The 16,434-nt window shown below is 64.6% G+C and carries 16 protein-coding genes; 11 read left to right on the plus strand and 5 right to left on the minus strand.

Annotated elements, in window-relative coordinates:
• Positions 1–159 precede the first annotated feature (159 nt).
• On the plus strand, positions 160–1,350 hold the full coding sequence (locus Q8N40_RS11440) for a YbfB/YjiJ family MFS transporter (RefSeq protein ID WP_305711891.1): 1,191 nt from the start codon (positions 160–162) through the stop codon (positions 1,348–1,350).
• Positions 1,347–2,222: a shikimate dehydrogenase gene (locus Q8N40_RS11445; RefSeq protein ID WP_305711892.1), complete on the plus strand. Its 876-nt coding sequence runs from the start codon at positions 1,347–1,349 to the stop codon at positions 2,220–2,222. Before Q8N40_RS11440 ends, Q8N40_RS11445 begins: the two co-directional genes overlap by 4 nt.
• Before the next feature lie 86 nt (positions 2,223–2,308).
• On the opposite strand, the gene Q8N40_RS11450 is transcribed toward Q8N40_RS11445, so the two are convergent.
• The 4 genes from Q8N40_RS11450 to Q8N40_RS11465 form a co-directional block, all read right to left on the minus strand.
• Complete coding sequence (locus Q8N40_RS11450; RefSeq protein WP_305711893.1) at positions 2,309–3,094, minus strand: molybdopterin-dependent oxidoreductase; 786 nt, start codon at positions 3,092–3,094, stop codon at positions 2,309–2,311.
• 24 nt (positions 3,095–3,118) lie between these two features.
• The gene (locus Q8N40_RS11455) at positions 3,119–3,751 is read right to left on the minus strand and encodes a cytochrome b/b6 domain-containing protein (protein WP_305711894.1); all 633 of its coding nucleotides are present in this window, start codon (positions 3,749–3,751) and stop codon (positions 3,119–3,121) included.
• A gap of 199 nt (positions 3,752–3,950) precedes the next feature.
• Complete coding sequence (locus Q8N40_RS11460; protein ID WP_305711895.1) at positions 3,951–4,532, minus strand: fasciclin domain-containing protein; 582 nt, start codon at positions 4,530–4,532, stop codon at positions 3,951–3,953.
• A 371-nt stretch (positions 4,533–4,903) separates the two neighbouring features.
• A complete protein-coding gene (locus tag Q8N40_RS11465; RefSeq protein ID WP_305319415.1) occupies positions 4,904–5,665 on the minus strand; it encodes an SDR family oxidoreductase in 762 nt (253 codons plus the stop codon).
• Between the two features lie 122 nt (positions 5,666–5,787).
• On the opposite strand from Q8N40_RS11465, the gene Q8N40_RS11470 reads away from it, so the two are divergent.
• Entirely contained in the window at positions 5,788–7,302 is a 1,515-nt protein-coding gene (locus tag Q8N40_RS11470) for a malonyl-CoA synthase (protein WP_305711896.1), read from the plus strand.
• Between the two features lie 174 nt (positions 7,303–7,476).
• Here the strand turns inward: Q8N40_RS11470 and Q8N40_RS11475 are convergent, their stop codons facing one another.
• Positions 7,477–8,331, minus strand: a complete 855-nt coding sequence (locus Q8N40_RS11475) for a sulfite exporter TauE/SafE family protein (RefSeq protein WP_305711897.1) — start codon at positions 8,329–8,331, stop codon at positions 7,477–7,479.
• Between the two features lie 243 nt (positions 8,332–8,574).
• Here Q8N40_RS11475 and sdhC point away from each other — a divergent pair, with 243 nt between their 5' ends.
• From sdhC to Q8N40_RS11515, 8 genes are all read left to right on the plus strand, one after another.
• Positions 8,575–8,973: a succinate dehydrogenase, cytochrome b556 subunit gene (gene sdhC / locus Q8N40_RS11480; RefSeq protein ID WP_305322888.1), complete on the plus strand. Its 399-nt coding sequence runs from the start codon at positions 8,575–8,577 to the stop codon at positions 8,971–8,973.
• A 23-nt stretch (positions 8,974–8,996) separates the two neighbouring features.
• A complete protein-coding gene (gene sdhD / locus Q8N40_RS11485; protein WP_370871012.1) occupies positions 8,997–9,371 on the plus strand; it encodes a succinate dehydrogenase, hydrophobic membrane anchor protein in 375 nt (124 codons plus the stop codon).
• Between the two features lie 3 nt (positions 9,372–9,374).
• Positions 9,375–11,216: a succinate dehydrogenase flavoprotein subunit gene (gene sdhA / locus Q8N40_RS11490; protein ID WP_305711898.1), complete on the plus strand. Its 1,842-nt coding sequence runs from the start codon at positions 9,375–9,377 to the stop codon at positions 11,214–11,216.
• Positions 11,217–11,240: 24 nt separating this feature from the next.
• Entirely contained in the window at positions 11,241–12,023 is a 783-nt protein-coding gene (locus tag Q8N40_RS11495; protein WP_305711899.1) for a succinate dehydrogenase iron-sulfur subunit, read from the plus strand.
• Between the two features lie 141 nt (positions 12,024–12,164).
• Positions 12,165–14,123, plus strand: coding sequence for an ABC transporter ATP-binding protein/permease (locus tag Q8N40_RS11500; protein WP_305711900.1), 1,959 nt, complete (start codon positions 12,165–12,167; stop codon positions 14,121–14,123).
• A 198-nt stretch (positions 14,124–14,321) separates the two neighbouring features.
• On the plus strand, positions 14,322–15,149 hold the full coding sequence (locus Q8N40_RS11505; protein WP_305711905.1) for an FkbM family methyltransferase: 828 nt from the start codon (positions 14,322–14,324) through the stop codon (positions 15,147–15,149).
• A 115-nt stretch (positions 15,150–15,264) separates the two neighbouring features.
• Positions 15,265–15,753: a pyridoxamine 5'-phosphate oxidase family protein gene (locus Q8N40_RS11510; protein ID WP_305711901.1), complete on the plus strand. Its 489-nt coding sequence runs from the start codon at positions 15,265–15,267 to the stop codon at positions 15,751–15,753.
• Complete coding sequence (locus Q8N40_RS11515; RefSeq protein WP_305711902.1) at positions 15,754–16,038, plus strand: hypothetical protein; 285 nt, start codon at positions 15,754–15,756, stop codon at positions 16,036–16,038.
• Positions 16,039–16,434: the final 396 nt, after the last annotated feature.

The raw sequence follows: 16,434 nt of genomic DNA on the forward strand, positions 1-16,434 counted from the left end.
AGAAATATCGAAAACAACCCCATGTACAGTACGGGGGCCGCCGGAATGGGGTGCTCTTCCCCACGCGGCATTGCGCGGTTGGCAAGTCACCATTGCCGCCCGCGCGCCTGTGCAACGGCCGTCTGGCCTGCCAGAATGCCGGCCAGCCGGAGTAACCCCTTGCACGCCCCCGACCGCCCCTCGGCGCCTGCGCATCCCGCGCGGCTGATCCTCGTTTTGTCGCTGGCGCCCACGGTCGGTCTCGGCATCGGCCGTTTCGCCTATTCGCTGGTGCTGCCGGACATGCGCGACGCGCTGATCTGGTCGTATTCGGCCGCGGGTTTCATGAACACCATCAACGCCGCCGGCTATCTCGCCGGCGCGCTGCTGGCGTCGCGCCTGATCCGGCGTTTTGGACTGGCGGCGACGGTGCGCTGGGGGACGCTGGCCTGCGTGGTCTCGCTGGCGCTGTGCGCCATCTCGGGCAATTTCGTCGTTCTGAGCCTTGCCCGGTTGCTGGCCGGCCTCGGCGCCGCAGCCGGATTCGTCGGTGGCGGCGCCTTGGCGGCGACGATCGCCCAAACACGCCCCGAGCGGGCGAATTTCCTGCTCAGCCTGTTCTACGCCGGACCGGGGATCGGTATCCTCGCATCCGGACTGGTGGCGCCGTTCGTGCTGCAGGCGTTCGGGCCGGGTTCGTGGTGGATCGTGTGGTGGGCGATGACGCTGCTCGCGGCCGCCATGACCGTTCCGTTGCTGCTGGCACCGATCAGCACCACCGCCGGCGTCGCCGATGCGGCCGCCGCCCCCTTTGCGATCCGGCCGGTGCTGATCTATCTCGCCGGCTACTTCCTGTTCGGCGCCGGCTATATCGCCTACATGACCTTCATGATCGCCTATGTGCGCGACGCCGGCGGCGGCGCCGCGGCGCAGAGCGCGTTCTGGAGCCTGATCGGGCTCAGCGCCTTCGCAACGCCCTGGGTGTGGCGCCGCGTGCTGGCGCTCGACCGCGGCGGGCTTTCCACCACCCTCATTCTCGGCGTCAACGCGATCGGCGCGGCGTTGCCGATCTTCGGACATTCGCCGCTGCTGCTGGGGATATCGGCGCTGGTATTCGGCGTCGCGTTCTTTGCCGTGGTGGGATCGACCACCGCCTTCGTCCGCCTCAACTATCCGCCGGCGGCGTGGCCGACCGCGATCGCGGCGATGACCATCGCCTTCGGCATCGGCCAGACGCTCGGACCGATCGCGGTCGGCGCCATCACCGATGCATTTGGCAGCCTCTCTTATGCGCTCAACGTCTCGGCGGCGATGCTGGCGGTCGGCGCGGTGGCGACGGCGTTTCAGCCCAGGCTGGCGCGTCGATCATGACAATGAAATTTGCTGCGCCCAGCCCTGACGCCACAAACGACCGCTTCCTCACCGGCCTGCTCGGCGCGCCGATCGCGCATTCGGCTTCGCCTGCCATGCATGAACGCGCTGCCGCAGCGCTTGGCCTGCATTGTCATTATCAGCTGATCGAGGTCGCCGATGCCGGGCGCGAAGAGCTCAAGGTATTGCTCGACGGCGTCAGGCGGCTGGGTTTCGCCGGCATCAACGTCACCTTCCCCTACAAGGAGGCCGTGCTCGATCTGCTCGACGAATTGTCGCCGCGCGCCGCCCTGATCGGTGCGGTCAATACCGTCATTGTTCGCGACGGCAGGTTGATCGGCCACAACACCGATGCGACCGGTTTCGCGCGCGCCGTCGCCGAACTCGTCACCACCTCCTCGCATGACGCCATCGCCGTGATCGGCGCCGGCGGCGTCGGCAAGGCGATTGCCTTTGCGCTGGCCGGGCTCGGCGTGCGCGAATTGCGCATTTTCGACAGCGACCGCGCCAGGGCCGTAGCACTGGCCGCCCGGCTCGATGGCCAGACCAGCGCAAGCGTTGCCGATAGCGTCGAGGATGCGCTGCGCGGCGTGGCGGGCGTGGTCAATGCATCCCCGGTCGGGATGCTGCCAAGCGTCGGTACGCCGGTTCCCGAACCGCTGCTGCATGCCGGGCTATGGGTCGCCGACGCGGTGTATTCACCGCTCTGGACGCCGCTGTTGACCGCCGCCAAAGCCAAGGGCGCCCGGGTGATGACCGGCCGCGATCTCGCGATCTATCAGGCTGCCGACGCGTTCGAACTGTTCACGGGACACGCGCCTGACATCGCCGAGCTGGGAATAGCGTTCGACGGCGTGATGGCAAAAAGATAGCCCGCTGCATAGCCGGTAAGCGGCTCTTCTCCCCTCCTCCCGCGCGCCCTTGCGCGTGGTGGGGAGGGGAGAAGAAAGATGAGCCCTCAGCTCCCGCTGAACGAATTATAGCCCTGGTCTTCCCAGAAGCCGCCCTTGTAGTCGTTGGTGACTTCCATCGAGACCACGTATTTCGGATTCTTGAAGCCGAGCTTGGTCGGCACCCGGATCTTCATCGGGAAGCCATAGGCCCGGGGCAGGATTTCGTCGCCGAACTTGAAGGTCATCTGGGTCTGCGGGTGCAGCGCGGAGGCCATGTCGAGCGGCGAGTTGTAGCCATCGACGTCGGCGCACTGGAACCAGCAATATTTGGCGCGGGTGTCGGCGCCGATTATCTTAAGGAAATCGCGCAGCGGCGTGCCGGTCCAGCTACCGATCGCGCTCCAGCCCTCGACGCAGATATGGCGCGTCACCTGCTTGACCTGCGGCAGCTGGTAGAGCTCTTCCAGCGTCCATGATTTCTTGTTGTCGACGAGGCCGCGCACCTCCAGCTTCCATTCCTTGCCGTCGATGGTGGGCGCGTCGTCGAGCGCGTAATAGGCGTTGAACGGGAACGGCTTCGTAATGGCGCTTTCCGGGAAGGTCGGCGCCAGCGTGTTGGGATTGAACATCGCGGCCTGCACGGCGTCATTGAATTTCGAGATTCGCGTCAGCATCGACTCCGCCGAAAAACTGTCCGACACGTCGCAGCCGGTCAGAAGCGTCAGCGCGCCGAGGCTGGCGCCGCCGGCGATGAAACGCCGCCGCGCCAGATCGGGCATCACCCTGGTGGCGTCCCTGACCAGCAACTGCTTGTCGACGCCGGGGATCAGAAGAGAGCGAAGTCGGCCCATGACCTATCCTCCTCAAAAACTTGTTCAGCGGCCGATGATCATGGCGCGCAGGCTCTTCGGCACCAGCAGCGCCAGCGCGACATGCACGACCATGAATGCGACGATCGCCGCCATGCAGAAGAAATGGACGTAGCGCGCGGCCTCATAGCCGCCGAACAGCGCCGTCAGATATTGCAGCTGCACCGGCTTCCAGATCGCCAGGCCGGAAAGCACGATGAGGATGCCGACCACGATGATCCCGGCATAGAGCAGCTTCTGGACATAATTGTATTTCGTCAGGTCCGCATGCGAGAGCTTGCCGGTAAGTGCTGCCCTGGTGTCGGCAATCACACCCTCCGGCGTGATCGGCAGCAGCTTCTTGCGGAAACGGCCGGTGGCGAGGCCCAGGATGAGATAGACTGTCCCGTTGACCATCAACAGCCACATCGCGGCGAAGTGCCAGAGCAGCGCGCCGCCGAGCCAGCCGCCCAGCGTAATCGACTTGGAGAACGTGAAGCCGAACAGCGGCGAGGCATTGTAGATCTGCCATCCCGACATGATCATCAGCACCATCGCCACCGCGTTGGTCCAGTGCAGGATGCGAACCCAGGCCGGCTGGATGACCTTTGTCGAAGTGGCGGTCGCGGCGGGCTGGTCGTTGACGGCGAGGCTGGACATGATAGTTCCCTGGCTGTTCCACGCTAAGGGGGTGCCGATACAGGCTTATACGACGGAACCCGGCGGTTCGTTACTGCCAAGGCGCTATCAGGTTGATGCCTGTCGCCTATGGCGGTCACAAAAAAGCGAGCCGGGTTGCCCCGGCTCGCTCTTCCGTCACACATCCCGCCCGGGGCAGGGCAGGCGCGGGACTATTCCGTTACGACTTCGGCATCAGGACGGTGTCGACCACGTGGATCACGCCGTTGGACTGGTTGACGTTGGCGATCGTCACCATCGAGGTGCCGCCCTTGGCGTCGACGATCCAGACCTTGCCGTCCTTGAGCTTCACGGTCAGATCGTCGCCTTCGACGGTCTTGAGCTTCTTGCCGTCGGTCAGGCTGGCGGCTTCCATCTTCCCGGCGACCACGTGGTAGGTCAGGATCTTGGTCAGGGTCGCCTTGCTCTCGGGCTTCACCAGGGTCTCGACGGTGCCGGCCGGCAGCTTGCCGAACGCGGCGTTGGTCGGCGCGAACACCGTGAACGGGCCCTTGCCCGAAAGGGTGTCAACCAGACCGGCGGCCTTCACCGCGGCGACCAGCGTGGTGTGGTCCTTGGAGTTGACGGCGTTCTCGATGATGTTCTTCGAGGGGAACATCGCGGCGCCGCCGACCATCACGGTCTTCTCGCCGGACATTTCGCTCTTCATCATCTTGTCTTGCGCGCTGACGGGCGCAACGACGGCGGCGGTCAGGGCCAGTGCGCCGAAGGCGGCGGAGAAAAGTGCAATACGCTTGGACATGGAACATCTCCCGATGATTGTGGTGGCCGGCGGTTCGCCAGCGCTGAAGGGGCAACAACGACGCTTGTCCGGTTGGTCAGACTGCGTCGCCGTTGGTCAGAGTTACGGGAGGGTCCGGGGCGGGTTTCGACGAATAATTTAACGTGATGAGTGAAACTATTTTCGGCGGTGATCGTGGGGGGGGCTAATTTGCACCGTTGCGCCGCTGCGCTCCCTCTCCCGCGCTTGCGGGGGAGGGTTGGGGTGGGGGCTGCTTCCGCTGGCACAGGTGCCAGTTGAGAGATTTCCCCCACCCGCCGCGCGTTTCACGCGCGTCGACCTCCCCCGCAAGCGCGGGAGAGGTAAGAAAGCTCCGCAAGGACGAGCGAAAACTAATCCCGGTTGCTCGGGGTCTGAATAAACCCGCGATTATGCGTCGGGCTGATCAGGATTTCGTTGATGCAGACCCGCGGCGGCATGGAGGCGACGAAGGCGATGGTGCGGCCGCAATCTTCCGGCTGCAGCATCTTGGCCTGTTCGGCTTCGCTCGGCACCACCGGACGAAGTTTCAGGATCGGGGTCGCGACCTCGCCGGGCGACAGGCAGCAGGCCCGCAGGCCGTTGACGCATTCATCCATGTTGAACGAATGGGTCAGCGCCAGCACCGCATGTTTCGTGGTGGTGTAGGCCGGCCCCGGCATTTTCGAGACGTGACGTCCGGCCCAGGACGCCACATTGATGATGCAGCCGTCCTTTTGCTTGCGCATCGCCGGCAATACCGCGCGCATGCAATACAACACGCCGTTGAGATTGATCTCGACCAATTTGTCCCAGTCTTCCAGCTCCATGTCGGCCCAGGAGCGCTTCGGCACGTTGATGCCGGCGCTGTTGACCAGGAGGTCGATGCGGCCGTGTCTGGCGAGGATCTGGTCCGCGGCCTTGGTGACGTTGTCCTTGTTGCTGACGTCGAGCGCGATGGCTTCGGCCTTGCCGCCCTTCTTGGTGATGTTCGCCACCACGCGGTCGAGCTCTTGCGTTCGGCGGCCGGAAACCACCACGATCCAGCCATCCGCCGCCAGAAACTCCGCTCCGGACTCGCCGATACCGCTGCCGCCGCCGGTCACCCAGGCTACGCGTTTCCCGTTATTTGACATGCAAACTGTCTCCGTTGCTTTGTGAAGGGCGCTTTTGCTATTGAATTGCTGGATTGCCGCGGCCATCTGGGCCGCGTCCGCCCCTCCCGCAATGTTGCATCAACGCCGCGCAGAAAACCATCATGAACGCCAACCTGTTTTCCCGCCTGTTCGACGGCCTCGACGATCCCTCGCGTCTCGCGATCGAGACCGCCGACGGGCAACACATCAGCTATGGCGATCTGATGGCCCGCGCCGGACAGATGGCCAATGTGCTGGTGTCCCGAGGCGTCAAGCCCGGCGACCGCGTTGCAGCGCAAACCGAGAAGTCGGTGGCGGCTCTGGTGCTCTATCTCGCGTCGGTTCGCGCCGGCGCGGTCTATTTGCCGCTCAACACCGCCTATACGCTGAACGAACTGGAATACTTCATCGGCGACGCCGAGCCGTCGCTTGTGGTGTGCGACCCCTCGAAGGCCGAAGGCATCGGTCCGATCGCCGCGAAGGTCGGCGCCAAAGTCGAGACGCTGGGGGCCGACGGCCAGGGATCCCTGACGCAAGCCGCAGCCTCCGTGACGGCGGAATTCGAGACCGTCGACCGCGCCAACGACGATCTTGCCGCCATCCTCTACACCTCCGGCACCACCGGGCGTTCCAAGGGCGCGATGCTGACGCACGACAATCTGGCGTCGAACTCGCTCTCGCTGGTCGATTACTGGCGCTTCACCGACAAGGACGTGCTGATCCACGCGCTGCCGATCTATCACACCCACGGCCTGTTCGTGGCCAGCAACGTCACGCTGTTCGCGCGCGCCGCGATGATCTTCCTGCCGAAACTCGATCCGGATCTCATCATCAGACTGATGGCGCGCGCCACCGTGATGATGGGCGTGCCGACCTTCTATACGCGGCTCTTGCAAAGTCCCGCGCTGACCAAAGAGTCGACCAGGCATATGCGGCTGTTCGTTTCGGGCTCGGCGCCGCTGCTTGCCGACACCCACCGCGAATGGTTTGCGCGCACCGGCCACGCCGTGCTGGAGCGCTACGGCATGACCGAAACCAACATGAACACCTCGAATCCCTATGACGGCGATCGGGTGCCCGGCGCGGTCGGCTTTGCGCTGCCCGGCGTGTCGGTGCGTGTCACCGATCCCGAAACCGGCAAGACGCTCGGGCCGGACAATATCGGCATGATCGAAGTCAAGGGCCCCAACGTGTTCAAGGGCTACTGGCGCATGCCCGAGAAGACCAAGGCGGAGTTTCGCGACGACGGTTTCTTCATTACCGGCGATCTCGGCAAGATCGACGGCAGGGGCTACGTCCACATTCTCGGCCGCGGCAAGGACCTGGTGATATCGGGCGGCTTCAACGTCTACCCGAAGGAAATCGAGAGCGAGATCGACGCCATGCCGGGCGTGATCGAATCCGCCGTGATCGGCGTGCCGCACGCCGATTTCGGCGAGGGCGTCACCGCGGTACTGGTCTGCGACAAGGGCGCGGCGGTCGACGAAGCCTCGGTGCTGAAGGCGCTCGACGGCCGGCTGGCGAAGTTCAAGATGCCGAAGCGGGTGATCGTGGTCGATGAATTGCCGCGCAATGCCATGGGCAAGGTGCAGAAGAATATTCTGCGCGACACCTATGCGAAGATTTATGTGAAGTAGTTGTTGTCGCCCCTGCGAACGCAGGGGCCCATAATCCCGGTCATCCGTGGTGCCGAGAGGTCGTCCAACAGCATTCTCGAACGATGAATCACGCGGTATGGGTTCCTGCGTTCGCAGGAACGACGGGTTGAGGAAGTTGGCGTCTGCCTGGCGTCGTCCCCGCCTTGACTTGCCTTACAGCAAACTGATCAAAAACCTTCCGCCGACGATGAAGAGATAGCAGCCGAATGCAACTTCCAGCGTGCGTTTCGACATCGCATGCGCGGCCCGGACCCCGAGCGGCGCGGTCAGCAGGCCGGTCGGGATCACCAGCACGGCGCCGATCAGCGAGACGTAGCCGACTGCGAACGGCAGTTGCAATGCGACGATTTCGGGATAGCGCATGGCGGCCGGCCAGCCGGCGTAGACGTAGCCGATGGCGCCGGGAATCGAGATCAGCACCGCCAGCGCCGAGGAGGTCGCGACCGCCTGATGGATCGGCCGGCCGTAGAAGGTCATCAGCAGGTTCAGGAAAAGTCCGCCGCCGACGCCCATCAAGGTGGACAGAAGCCCGACGACGAAGCCATAGAGCTTCATCAACGGTCCCCTTGGAAAGTCTTCGCCGAACTTCCAGCTCTCGCGCGCCAGCAGCAGCCGGGTCGCGGCCGACCAGGCCACCATCACGAACACGATCTTGAACAGGCGCTCCGGCGCGTAGCGGGCGGTGATGCCGCCGGCGATCACGCCGATCACGATCGGCAGCCACCACTGCCGGAGGATCTTCATATCCACCGCGCCCCTGAGGTAATGGGCGCGAAAGGAGCTGATCGAGGTCGGAATGATGATCGCGAGCGATGTCCCGATGCACAGCGGCATCCGCACCTCGAGCGGGACGCCGGCGAGCCGGAAGCACTCGTAAAACACCGGCACCAGGATGGCGCCGCCGCCGATTCCGAACAGGCCGGCGAGAAAGCCCGACAGCGCCCCTACCGCCACCAGCAAAAGCGCCAGCTGGGCCAACTCCGCGACATCAAGCCCGCCGATTGCCATCTCCGGTTCCCCAGTCTCGCGGCCAGCCGGCGCGCGTTCATGAATCGTGCTTCAGGTATACCAGCCATCAGCGGCGGCCGACCTTGTCAACGCCTACAATTGCAGGGCACATCCATAGATGTGAACCACGGTTCGCAATTGGCGATTTTCGTCGTTGCGCTCACTGTTTCGAGTTCGTAAATAGAATTTGTCTACTGCGATCCACGAAGGGCCTTGCCGCCCGCCAACCCGTCAAAGCCGCCGATGACCGCCAGGATCGAACGACCGCTTTCGCCGCATTTGCAGACCTACCGCTGGACCCTGACGATGGCGCTGTCCATCGTCCATCGCGCCACCGGCGTCGCGCTGTATTTCGGCACCCTGCTGCTGGCGTGGTGGCTGATCGCGGCGGCCTCCGGCCCCGGCGCCTATGCCAATGTGCAGGCCTTTACCGGCAGCATCATCGGCAAGCTGATCGTGTTCGGCTACACTTGGGCGCTGATGCATCATCTGCTCTCCGGCCTCCGGCATCTGGTCTGGGACCTCGGCTACGGCTTCAAGGCCAGCGAGCGAGAAGCGCTGACCTGGGGCGCGCTGATCGGCGGCGTTTCGCTGACCGTGCTGGTGTGGATCGCCGCCTATGCGATCGGAGGCGGCCGATGACCGCGCCGAATTCGTCGAAAACCATGCGCACGCCGCTGGCCCGCGTCCGCAGCCTCGGCGCCTCGCATTCCGGCACCTCCGATTTCTGGCGCCAGCGCGTCACCGCTGTCGCGATGACCCTGCTGATCGTGCCTGTCATCGTGGTGGTCCTGATGCTGATCGGCAGCAACCAGGCGGGCGCCAAGCAGATCTTCAGCTCGCTGCCCATCGCGATCATCATGCTGCTGTTCATTGTCGCCAGTGCCTGGCACATGAAGATCGGCATGCAGGTCGTGATCGAAGACTACGTGCACAATGAAAAGATCAAGCTCGCCAGCGTGATGGCCAATAATTTCTTCTGTACCGCGGTGGCGCTTGCCTCGATCTACGCGATCCTCAAAATGTCATCTGGAGTCTAGCCCATGGCCGGCAGCGGAAATGGCGGCGCCAACGGCGCTGGAACATTTGGCGCCAACGGCCGCGCCTATCCCATTGAAGATCACACCTATGACGTCGTGGTGGTTGGCGCCGGCGGCGCCGGCCTGCGCGCCGTGGTCGGCTGCAGCGAGGCGGGGCTGCGCACCGCCTGCATCACCAAGGTGTTTCCGACCCGCTCGCATACCGTTGCCGCCCAGGGCGGCATTTCGGCGGCGCTCGGCAACATGCACGAGGACAACTGGCGCTGGCATATGTACGACACCGTCAAGGGGTCGGACTGGCTGGGCGACCAGGACGCCATCGAATACATGGTGCGCAACGCGCCCGAGGCGGTCTACGAACTCGAACACTGGGGTGTGCCGTTTTCGCGCACCGATGACGGCAAGATCTATCAGCGGCCGTTCGGCGGCATGACGCTGGACTACGGCAAGGGCCAGGCGCAGCGCACCTGCGCTGCCGCCGACCGCACCGGCCACGCCATGCTGCACACGATGTACGGCCAGGCGCTGCGCCATGCCGCGGAATTCTACATCGAATTCTTCGCCATCGACCTGATCATGGACGACCAGGGCGTCTGCCGCGGCGTGATCGCGCTGAAACTCGACGACGGCACGCTGCACCGTTTTCGCGCCCAGACCACCATCCTCGCCACCGGCGGTTACGGCCGCGCCTATGCCTCCTGCACCTCGGCGCATACCTGCACCGGCGACGGCGGCGCCATGGCGCTGCGCGCCGGGCTGCCGCTGCAGGACATGGAATTCATCCAGTTCCACCCCACCGGAATCTACGGCTCGGGCTGCCTCGTCACCGAGGGCGCGCGCGGCGAAGGCGGCTATCTCGTCAATTCCGAGGGCGAGCGTTTCATGGAGCGCTATGCGCCGTCCGCGAAGGATCTGGCGTCGCGCGACGTGGTCTCGCGCGCGATGACCATCGAGATCCGCGAAGGCCGCGGCGTCGGCAAGAAGAAGGATCACATCTTCCTGCATCTCGATCATCTCGATCCCAAGGTGCTGCACGAACGGCTGCCGGGCATTTCCGAATCGGCCAAGATTTTTGCCAATGTCGACGTCACCCGCGAGCCGATCCCGATCACGCCGACCGTGCACTACAATATGGGCGGCATTCCCACCAATTATCACGGCGAGGTGCTGACCAAGCGCGACGGCGACGACAATGCCACCGTGCCCGGCCTGATGGCGCTCGGCGAGGCCGCCTGCGTCTCCGTGCATGGCGCCAACCGGCTCGGCTCCAACTCGCTGATCGATCTCGTGGTGTTCGGCCGCGCCGCGGCGCTGCGCTGCGCCGAAAAGCTGACGCCGAACGGCAGCCAGCCGGAACTGCCTGCCGGATCCGCCGACAAGGCGCTCGGCCGGCTCGACCATTTCCGCTACGCCTCCGGCGGCACGCCGACCGCAAAACTGCGCGACAGCATGCAGCATGTGATGCAGAACAATTGCGCCGTGTTCCGCACCGGCGACATCCTGACCGAAGGCCAGAACCTGATCCACAAGGTGCATGGCGGTATCGGCGACATCGCGACCACCGACCGTTCGCTGACCTGGAATTCCGACCTGGTCGAGACCATGGAATTCGACAATCTGATCGTGCAGGCGGTGGTGACGATGGATTCGGCCGCCAACCGTTCGGAAAGCCGCGGCGCCCATGCCCGCGAGGATTTTCCGGATCGTGACGACAAGAACTGGATGAAGCACACGCTGGCCTGGATCGGCGACGGCGGCAAAACCGCGATCGATTACCGCCCGGTGCACGACTACACGATGACCAACGACGTCCAGTACATCCCGCCAAAGGCGCGGGTGTATTGATATCGACAGCGAAGGCTTGAGAGCATGGTTGAATTCGCGCTTCCGAAAAACTCGAAGATCACCGGCGGCAAGGTCTGGCCGAAGCCGGTGGGCGCGACCGAGACGCGCGAGTTCAGGGTATATCGCTGGAATCCGGACGACGGCAAGAATCCCGGCATCGACACCTATCATATCGACATCAATGATTGCGGGCCGATGGTGCTCGACGGCCTGATCTGGATCAAGAACCACATCGACCCGACGCTGACCTTCCGCCGCTCCTGCCGCGAAGGCGTCTGCGGTTCCTGCGCCATGAACATCGATGGCCAGAACACGCTGGCCTGCACCAAGTCGATGCACGACGTGAAGGACGGCGCGGTCAAGGTCAATCCGCTGCCGCACCAGCCCGTGGTGAAGGATTTGGTGCCGGACCTCACCAACTTCTACGCGCAATACGCCTCGATCGAGCCGTGGCTGAAGACCACCACGCCGACGCCGCAGAGGGAATGGCGGCAGAGCCACGAGGACCGCGAAAAGCTCGACGGCCTCTATGAATGCATTCTGTGCGCCTGCTGCTCTACCTCATGCCCGAGCTACTGGTGGAACAGCGACCGCTTCCTCGGCCCCGCCGCGCTGCTGCAGGCGACGCGCTGGGTCAAGGACAGCCGCGACGAGGCCACCGGCGAACGGCTCGACAATCTCGAGGATCCGTTCCGGCTCTACCGCTGCCACACCATCATGAACTGCGCCAAGGCCTGCCCGAAAGGCCTCAACCCCTCCGAGGCGATCGCCGAGCTCAAGCTGAAGATGGTCGAGCGGCAGATCTAGGTCCGGTCCCGCAGCCCGGACGGAGCGAAAAGAAATTCCGGCATTGCTGGGTGCATTCGCGGATTGCGCAGCGTTACATGCTGGTGACAGGTCGACGCCGGGTCGGGTGGAACCTTCTGATATCCCTTGCGTTACCGCGCCATGTCCAGACCCCCCGCGACGTTCCGGCCCGCGAAGAAATCGGAATTCGTCGAGATTGCCGCTGAAGCAGGCCAGCACGTCGAGCCGCCGCCGCCGGAGTTGCTGGAGCCCGATCCGGAACTGACGCCGGAACAGGCCGAACAGGCCCGCAAGGATTATCTGCTGACGCGATTCTGGATCAGCGCCAGGGGATTCTGGAGCAGGGGCGGCGACCGGCTGGCGTGGATCTTCTCGATCGGGCTTCTGATCCTGATCGTCGCCAATGTCGGCTTCCAGTACGGCATCAATGTCTGGAACCGGGCGATCTTCGACGCCATCGAGCAGCGCGATTCGGCCAGCGTGCTGTATCTGACCGGGGTGTTTTTCCCGCTGGCGATCGGCAGCGTGCTGCTCGGCGTGATCCAGGTTTTCACGCGGATGGGAATCCAGCGCCGCTGGCGCGGCTGGCTGACCAATTCGGTGCTGTCGCGCTGGCTGAGCAACGGCCGCTATTACCAACTCAACCTCGTCAGCGGCGATCACAAGAACCCCGAACATCGCATTGCCGAGGATCTGCGGGTCGCAACCGATGCGCCGGTGGATTTCGCCGCCGGCGTAACCTCGGCGTTCCTGTCGGCGACCACCTTCATCGTCGTGCTCTGGACCATCGGCGGCGCGCTGACGGTGACGGTGGCGGGTTCGACCATCACGATTCCGGGCTTTCTGGTCATTGCCGCCGTGCTCTACGCCGCGATTGCCTCGGGTTCGATCATGACGATCGGACGCAGCTTCGTGCAGGTTTCCGAAGACAAGAACCAGGCCGAGGCCGAATTCCGCTACACCCTGATCCGCGTGCGCGAGAACGGCGAGAGCATCGCACTGCTGGGCGGCGAGGAAGAAGAACGCGACGGCATCGACAAGAATTTCACCAAGGTGTTGCGGCAATGGGCGCGGCTGGCGGGCCAGCACATGCGCACCACGCTGGTGTCGCAGGGATCGAGCCTGATTGCGCCCGTGGTGCCGCTATTGCTGTGCGCGCCAAAGTTTCTCGACGGCAGCATGTCACTCGGACAGGTAATGCAGGCGGCCTCTGCCTTCACCATCGTGCAGAGCGCGTTCGGATGGCTGGTCGACAATTATCCGCGTCTGGCCGACTGGAACGCCTGCGCGCGCCGCATCGCCTCGCTGATGATGTCGCTGGACGGGCTGGAGCGCGCCGAGCGCGGCGACGGCATCGGCCGGATCCAGCGCGGCGAGACCGAAGGCGAGGCCATGCTCAGCCTCAAGGATCTTTCGGTGACGCTGGATGACGGCACCGCCGTCGTCGGCGAAGCCGAAGTGGCGATCGAGCCGGGCGAGCGGCTGCTGGTGGCCGGCGAGTCCGGCACCGGCAAGAGCACCCTGGTACGGGCGATCGCCGGGCTGTGGCCATGGGGCGGCGGCAGCATCAATTTCCATCCGGACCGGCGGCTGTTCATGCTGCCGCAAAAGCCCTACGTGCCCTCGGGAACGCTGCGCCGCGCAGTGGCCTATCCCGGCGCCGCCGAGGACTGGACGATCGAGGCGATCGGCGAGGCACTCGACAAGGTCGGCCTCGGCCATCTCAGGGAAAAGATCGAGGAAGATGCGCCGTGGGACCAGACGCTGTCCGGCGGCGAGAAGCAGCGGCTGGCCTTTGCGCGGCTGTTTCTGCACAGCCCCGACATTATCGTGCTGGACGAGGCCACCTCGGCGCTCGACGAAAAGAGCCAGGACAAGATGATGGAGCTGATGAACAGGGAGCTGCCTAACGCCACCGTGGTCAGCGTCGGCCATCGCGCCGAACTGGAGGCCTTCCACAGCCGCAAGATCGTGCTGGAGCGCCACAAGGGCGGCGCCAAGCCGGTCAGCGACAGCGATCTCGTTCCGCGCACGGGCAAACGCCGCCTGCTCGGCCGCTTCCGTCGCCACCGCAAGCCGGCGGCCAACAAGGTGGCGTGAGCTCAGTCCTTACCTCTCCCGCTTGCGGGGGAGGTCGGCGCGAAGCGCCGGGTGGGGGCTCTCAACATGCTCCGGTGCAAGCTGATAGACCCCCACCCCGGCCCTCCCCCGCAAGCGGGAGAGGGAGCGATGGACGTTGGAGCGACGCTTGAACTCGGCTATGCATGCGCCGCTTGCGCAGCCTTCGAGGATACCCGCTTGAAACCCGACAACGACCCCGCCCCCGCGCCATTCGGCGCGTTTGCGCCGAATGCCGCGCAGGTTGCGATCATCGCGCTGGCGCGGCGCTCGCGGCTGAAACGCGGCGCGTTCCGGCCGATGCTGTCGCGGCTGGTCAATCTGCTGCGCGCCGGTCCGCTCGACGTGCAATATCAGGGCGCGTCGTTTCGCTTCTATCATCAGGCCAGCGCCACCGAGCGCGGGGCGCTGTTCAATCCCGACTACAATCTCGCGGAACTGGATTTCCTCCGCGCCCACAGCCCCAAGGGTGGCGTGTTCGTCGATGTCGGCGCCAATGTCGGCACCTATGCGCTGGCGCTGGCGCGTCATGTCGGCGCCCTGGGCAAGGTGATCGCGATCGAGCCGCATCCGGTGACGCTTGCGCGGCTGAAATTCAACCGCGAGGCATCCGGCGCCGTCCAGGTGACGCTGGTCGCCGCGGCCGCGGGACCTGCCGACGGCGAACTCCTGATCGAGACCGACGGCGACAATCTCGGCGCCAGCCACATCGTGACCGGCCAGCCCGCCGGCAATGCCTTCAGGGTGCCGGCGCTGCGGCTGCAGCGCATCCTCGAAGAGGCCGGCGTGTCGCAGGTCGACGCCCTGAAGATCGACATCGAGGGTTTTGAGGACCGCGTGCTGACCGGTTTCTTCAAGCAGGCGCCGCCGTCGCTGTGGCCACGCGCGGTCGTGATCGAACATCTGTCGCGCAACGAATGGCTGGCGGATTGCATTGCCGATATGCGCGCACGCGGCTACGCCGAAAGCGGCAGGACCCGCAGCAACACGCTGTTGCTAAAATCATAGTCGTTACCCGAACGGCCAAACCGTGCGGCACGCGCCGGAGTGACCGGATCCGGCTGGCCCGGCGGAACATCGCGGGATCGCCGCCGTTATCGCTTCAGCAAGATGGAGCAACAACATGGCCGACGACAGCACCGCCCGCGATACCGACCACGCCTGGGACCTGATGAAGAGGATCGGCTTTGCGATGCTGGTCACGCGCGACGGCGACAAGCTTCGCGCCCGCCCGATGAGCGCCTACCTCGAGCGCGAGAACAACGCGATCTATTTCCTGACCGACGTGCGCCGGCACAAGGATGACGAGATCGCGCGCAATCCGAATGTGAATCTTTCTTTCGCCGACGCCAGCGACCAGAATTACGTTTCAGTCAGCGGCACCGCTGAGGTCTCCAATGACCGCGCCAGGATCAAGCAACTGTTCACGACCACGGCGAGGGCATGGTGGGATTCGGCCGAAGACCCCAACATCCGCGTGCTGAAATTCACGCCCGACGACGCCGAGTTCTGGGATTCCCCGGGCACCGTCATCAGCTATGTGAAGATGGCGGCCGCGGCCGTCACCGGCACCCGTCCTGAAATCGGCGACAACCGCAAGGTGGCGATGTAGATGGGAATCGATCCGCTGGAAGATCCGCCGATCAAGCCCGGACAGCCGACCGAGCCGCCGCTGGAAAGCCCGCCGGGAAATCCGCAGCAGCCGGACGTGCCGCCGCCGATGCGGGAGCCCGGCGCGCCGCCGCGGCCGGAGGAGTTGCCCGGGCAAACGCCCGAGGAGCTGCCGGTGCGGGGACCACCCGGTCCGACCACACCCAATCCCGCGACTGCCGATGTGCCGGGTTCGCAGCCCGATGTGAATCCGGGAATATCGGATTTGCCGCAGGGAACGATGTAACTCCTATTGCGTTCACAACCAGCGTCTGAATGCGCAATGAATAATTGTGAATTCAGGCGTTGCGTGCGCTGAAATAAATCAAGCTTCGCGATCGCAGGCCGCCACAATCCGGCCTAACGCTTGTTCGTTGATTAGCATTCTCGTTTCCATTCCCCGGGATCCAAACCATATGACACACCTCCGCCTCGTGCTGCTCGCCACGACAGCGCTCACGGCAATGCAATTCGCTGCACCTTCATCGCACGCGCAAACCGCCCCGTTGGTGGTGGCGCAGGCGGACAAGGATGTTGGTCCGGATGGAAAGCCGAAGCCCGCACCGCCCGCTGCAGCCCCACGTCCGGCGGCGCCGCCCGCCGCCGCACCGCCGCCCCGGGCCGCACCACCTCCTCCGCCGCC

This window comes from Bradyrhizobium sp., assembly GCF_030693485.1.
Classification (GTDB): domain Bacteria; phylum Pseudomonadota; class Alphaproteobacteria; order Rhizobiales; family Xanthobacteraceae; genus Bradyrhizobium.

Coding starts and splice junctions, on each gene's coding strand:
- Q8N40_RS11445 (WP_305711892.1), top strand. CDS start 1,347: ATGACAATGAAATTTGCTGCGCCCAGCCCTGACGCCACAAACGACCGC.
- Q8N40_RS11450 (WP_305711893.1), bottom strand. CDS start 3,094: ATGGGCCGACTTCGCTCTCTTCTGATCCCCGGCGTCGACAAGCAGTTG.
- Q8N40_RS11455 (WP_305711894.1), bottom strand. CDS start 3,751: ATGTCCAGCCTCGCCGTCAACGACCAGCCCGCCGCGACCGCCACTTCG.
- Q8N40_RS11460 (WP_305711895.1), bottom strand. CDS start 4,532: ATGTCCAAGCGTATTGCACTTTTCTCCGCCGCCTTCGGCGCACTGGCC.
- Q8N40_RS11465 (WP_305319415.1), bottom strand. CDS start 5,665: ATGTCAAATAACGGGAAACGCGTAGCCTGGGTGACCGGCGGCGGCAGC.
- Q8N40_RS11470 (WP_305711896.1), top strand. CDS start 5,788: ATGAACGCCAACCTGTTTTCCCGCCTGTTCGACGGCCTCGACGATCCC.
- Q8N40_RS11475 (WP_305711897.1), bottom strand. CDS start 8,331: ATGGCAATCGGCGGGCTTGATGTCGCGGAGTTGGCCCAGCTGGCGCTT.
- sdhC (WP_305322888.1), top strand. CDS start 8,575: ATGACCGCCAGGATCGAACGACCGCTTTCGCCGCATTTGCAGACCTAC.
- sdhD (WP_370871012.1), top strand. CDS start 8,997: ATGCGCACGCCGCTGGCCCGCGTCCGCAGCCTCGGCGCCTCGCATTCC.
- sdhA (WP_305711898.1), top strand. CDS start 9,375: ATGGCCGGCAGCGGAAATGGCGGCGCCAACGGCGCTGGAACATTTGGC.
- Q8N40_RS11495 (WP_305711899.1), top strand. CDS start 11,241: ATGGTTGAATTCGCGCTTCCGAAAAACTCGAAGATCACCGGCGGCAAG.
- Q8N40_RS11500 (WP_305711900.1), top strand. CDS start 12,165: ATGTCCAGACCCCCCGCGACGTTCCGGCCCGCGAAGAAATCGGAATTC.
- Q8N40_RS11510 (WP_305711901.1), top strand. CDS start 15,265: ATGGCCGACGACAGCACCGCCCGCGATACCGACCACGCCTGGGACCTG.
- Q8N40_RS11515 (WP_305711902.1), top strand. CDS start 15,754: ATGGGAATCGATCCGCTGGAAGATCCGCCGATCAAGCCCGGACAGCCG.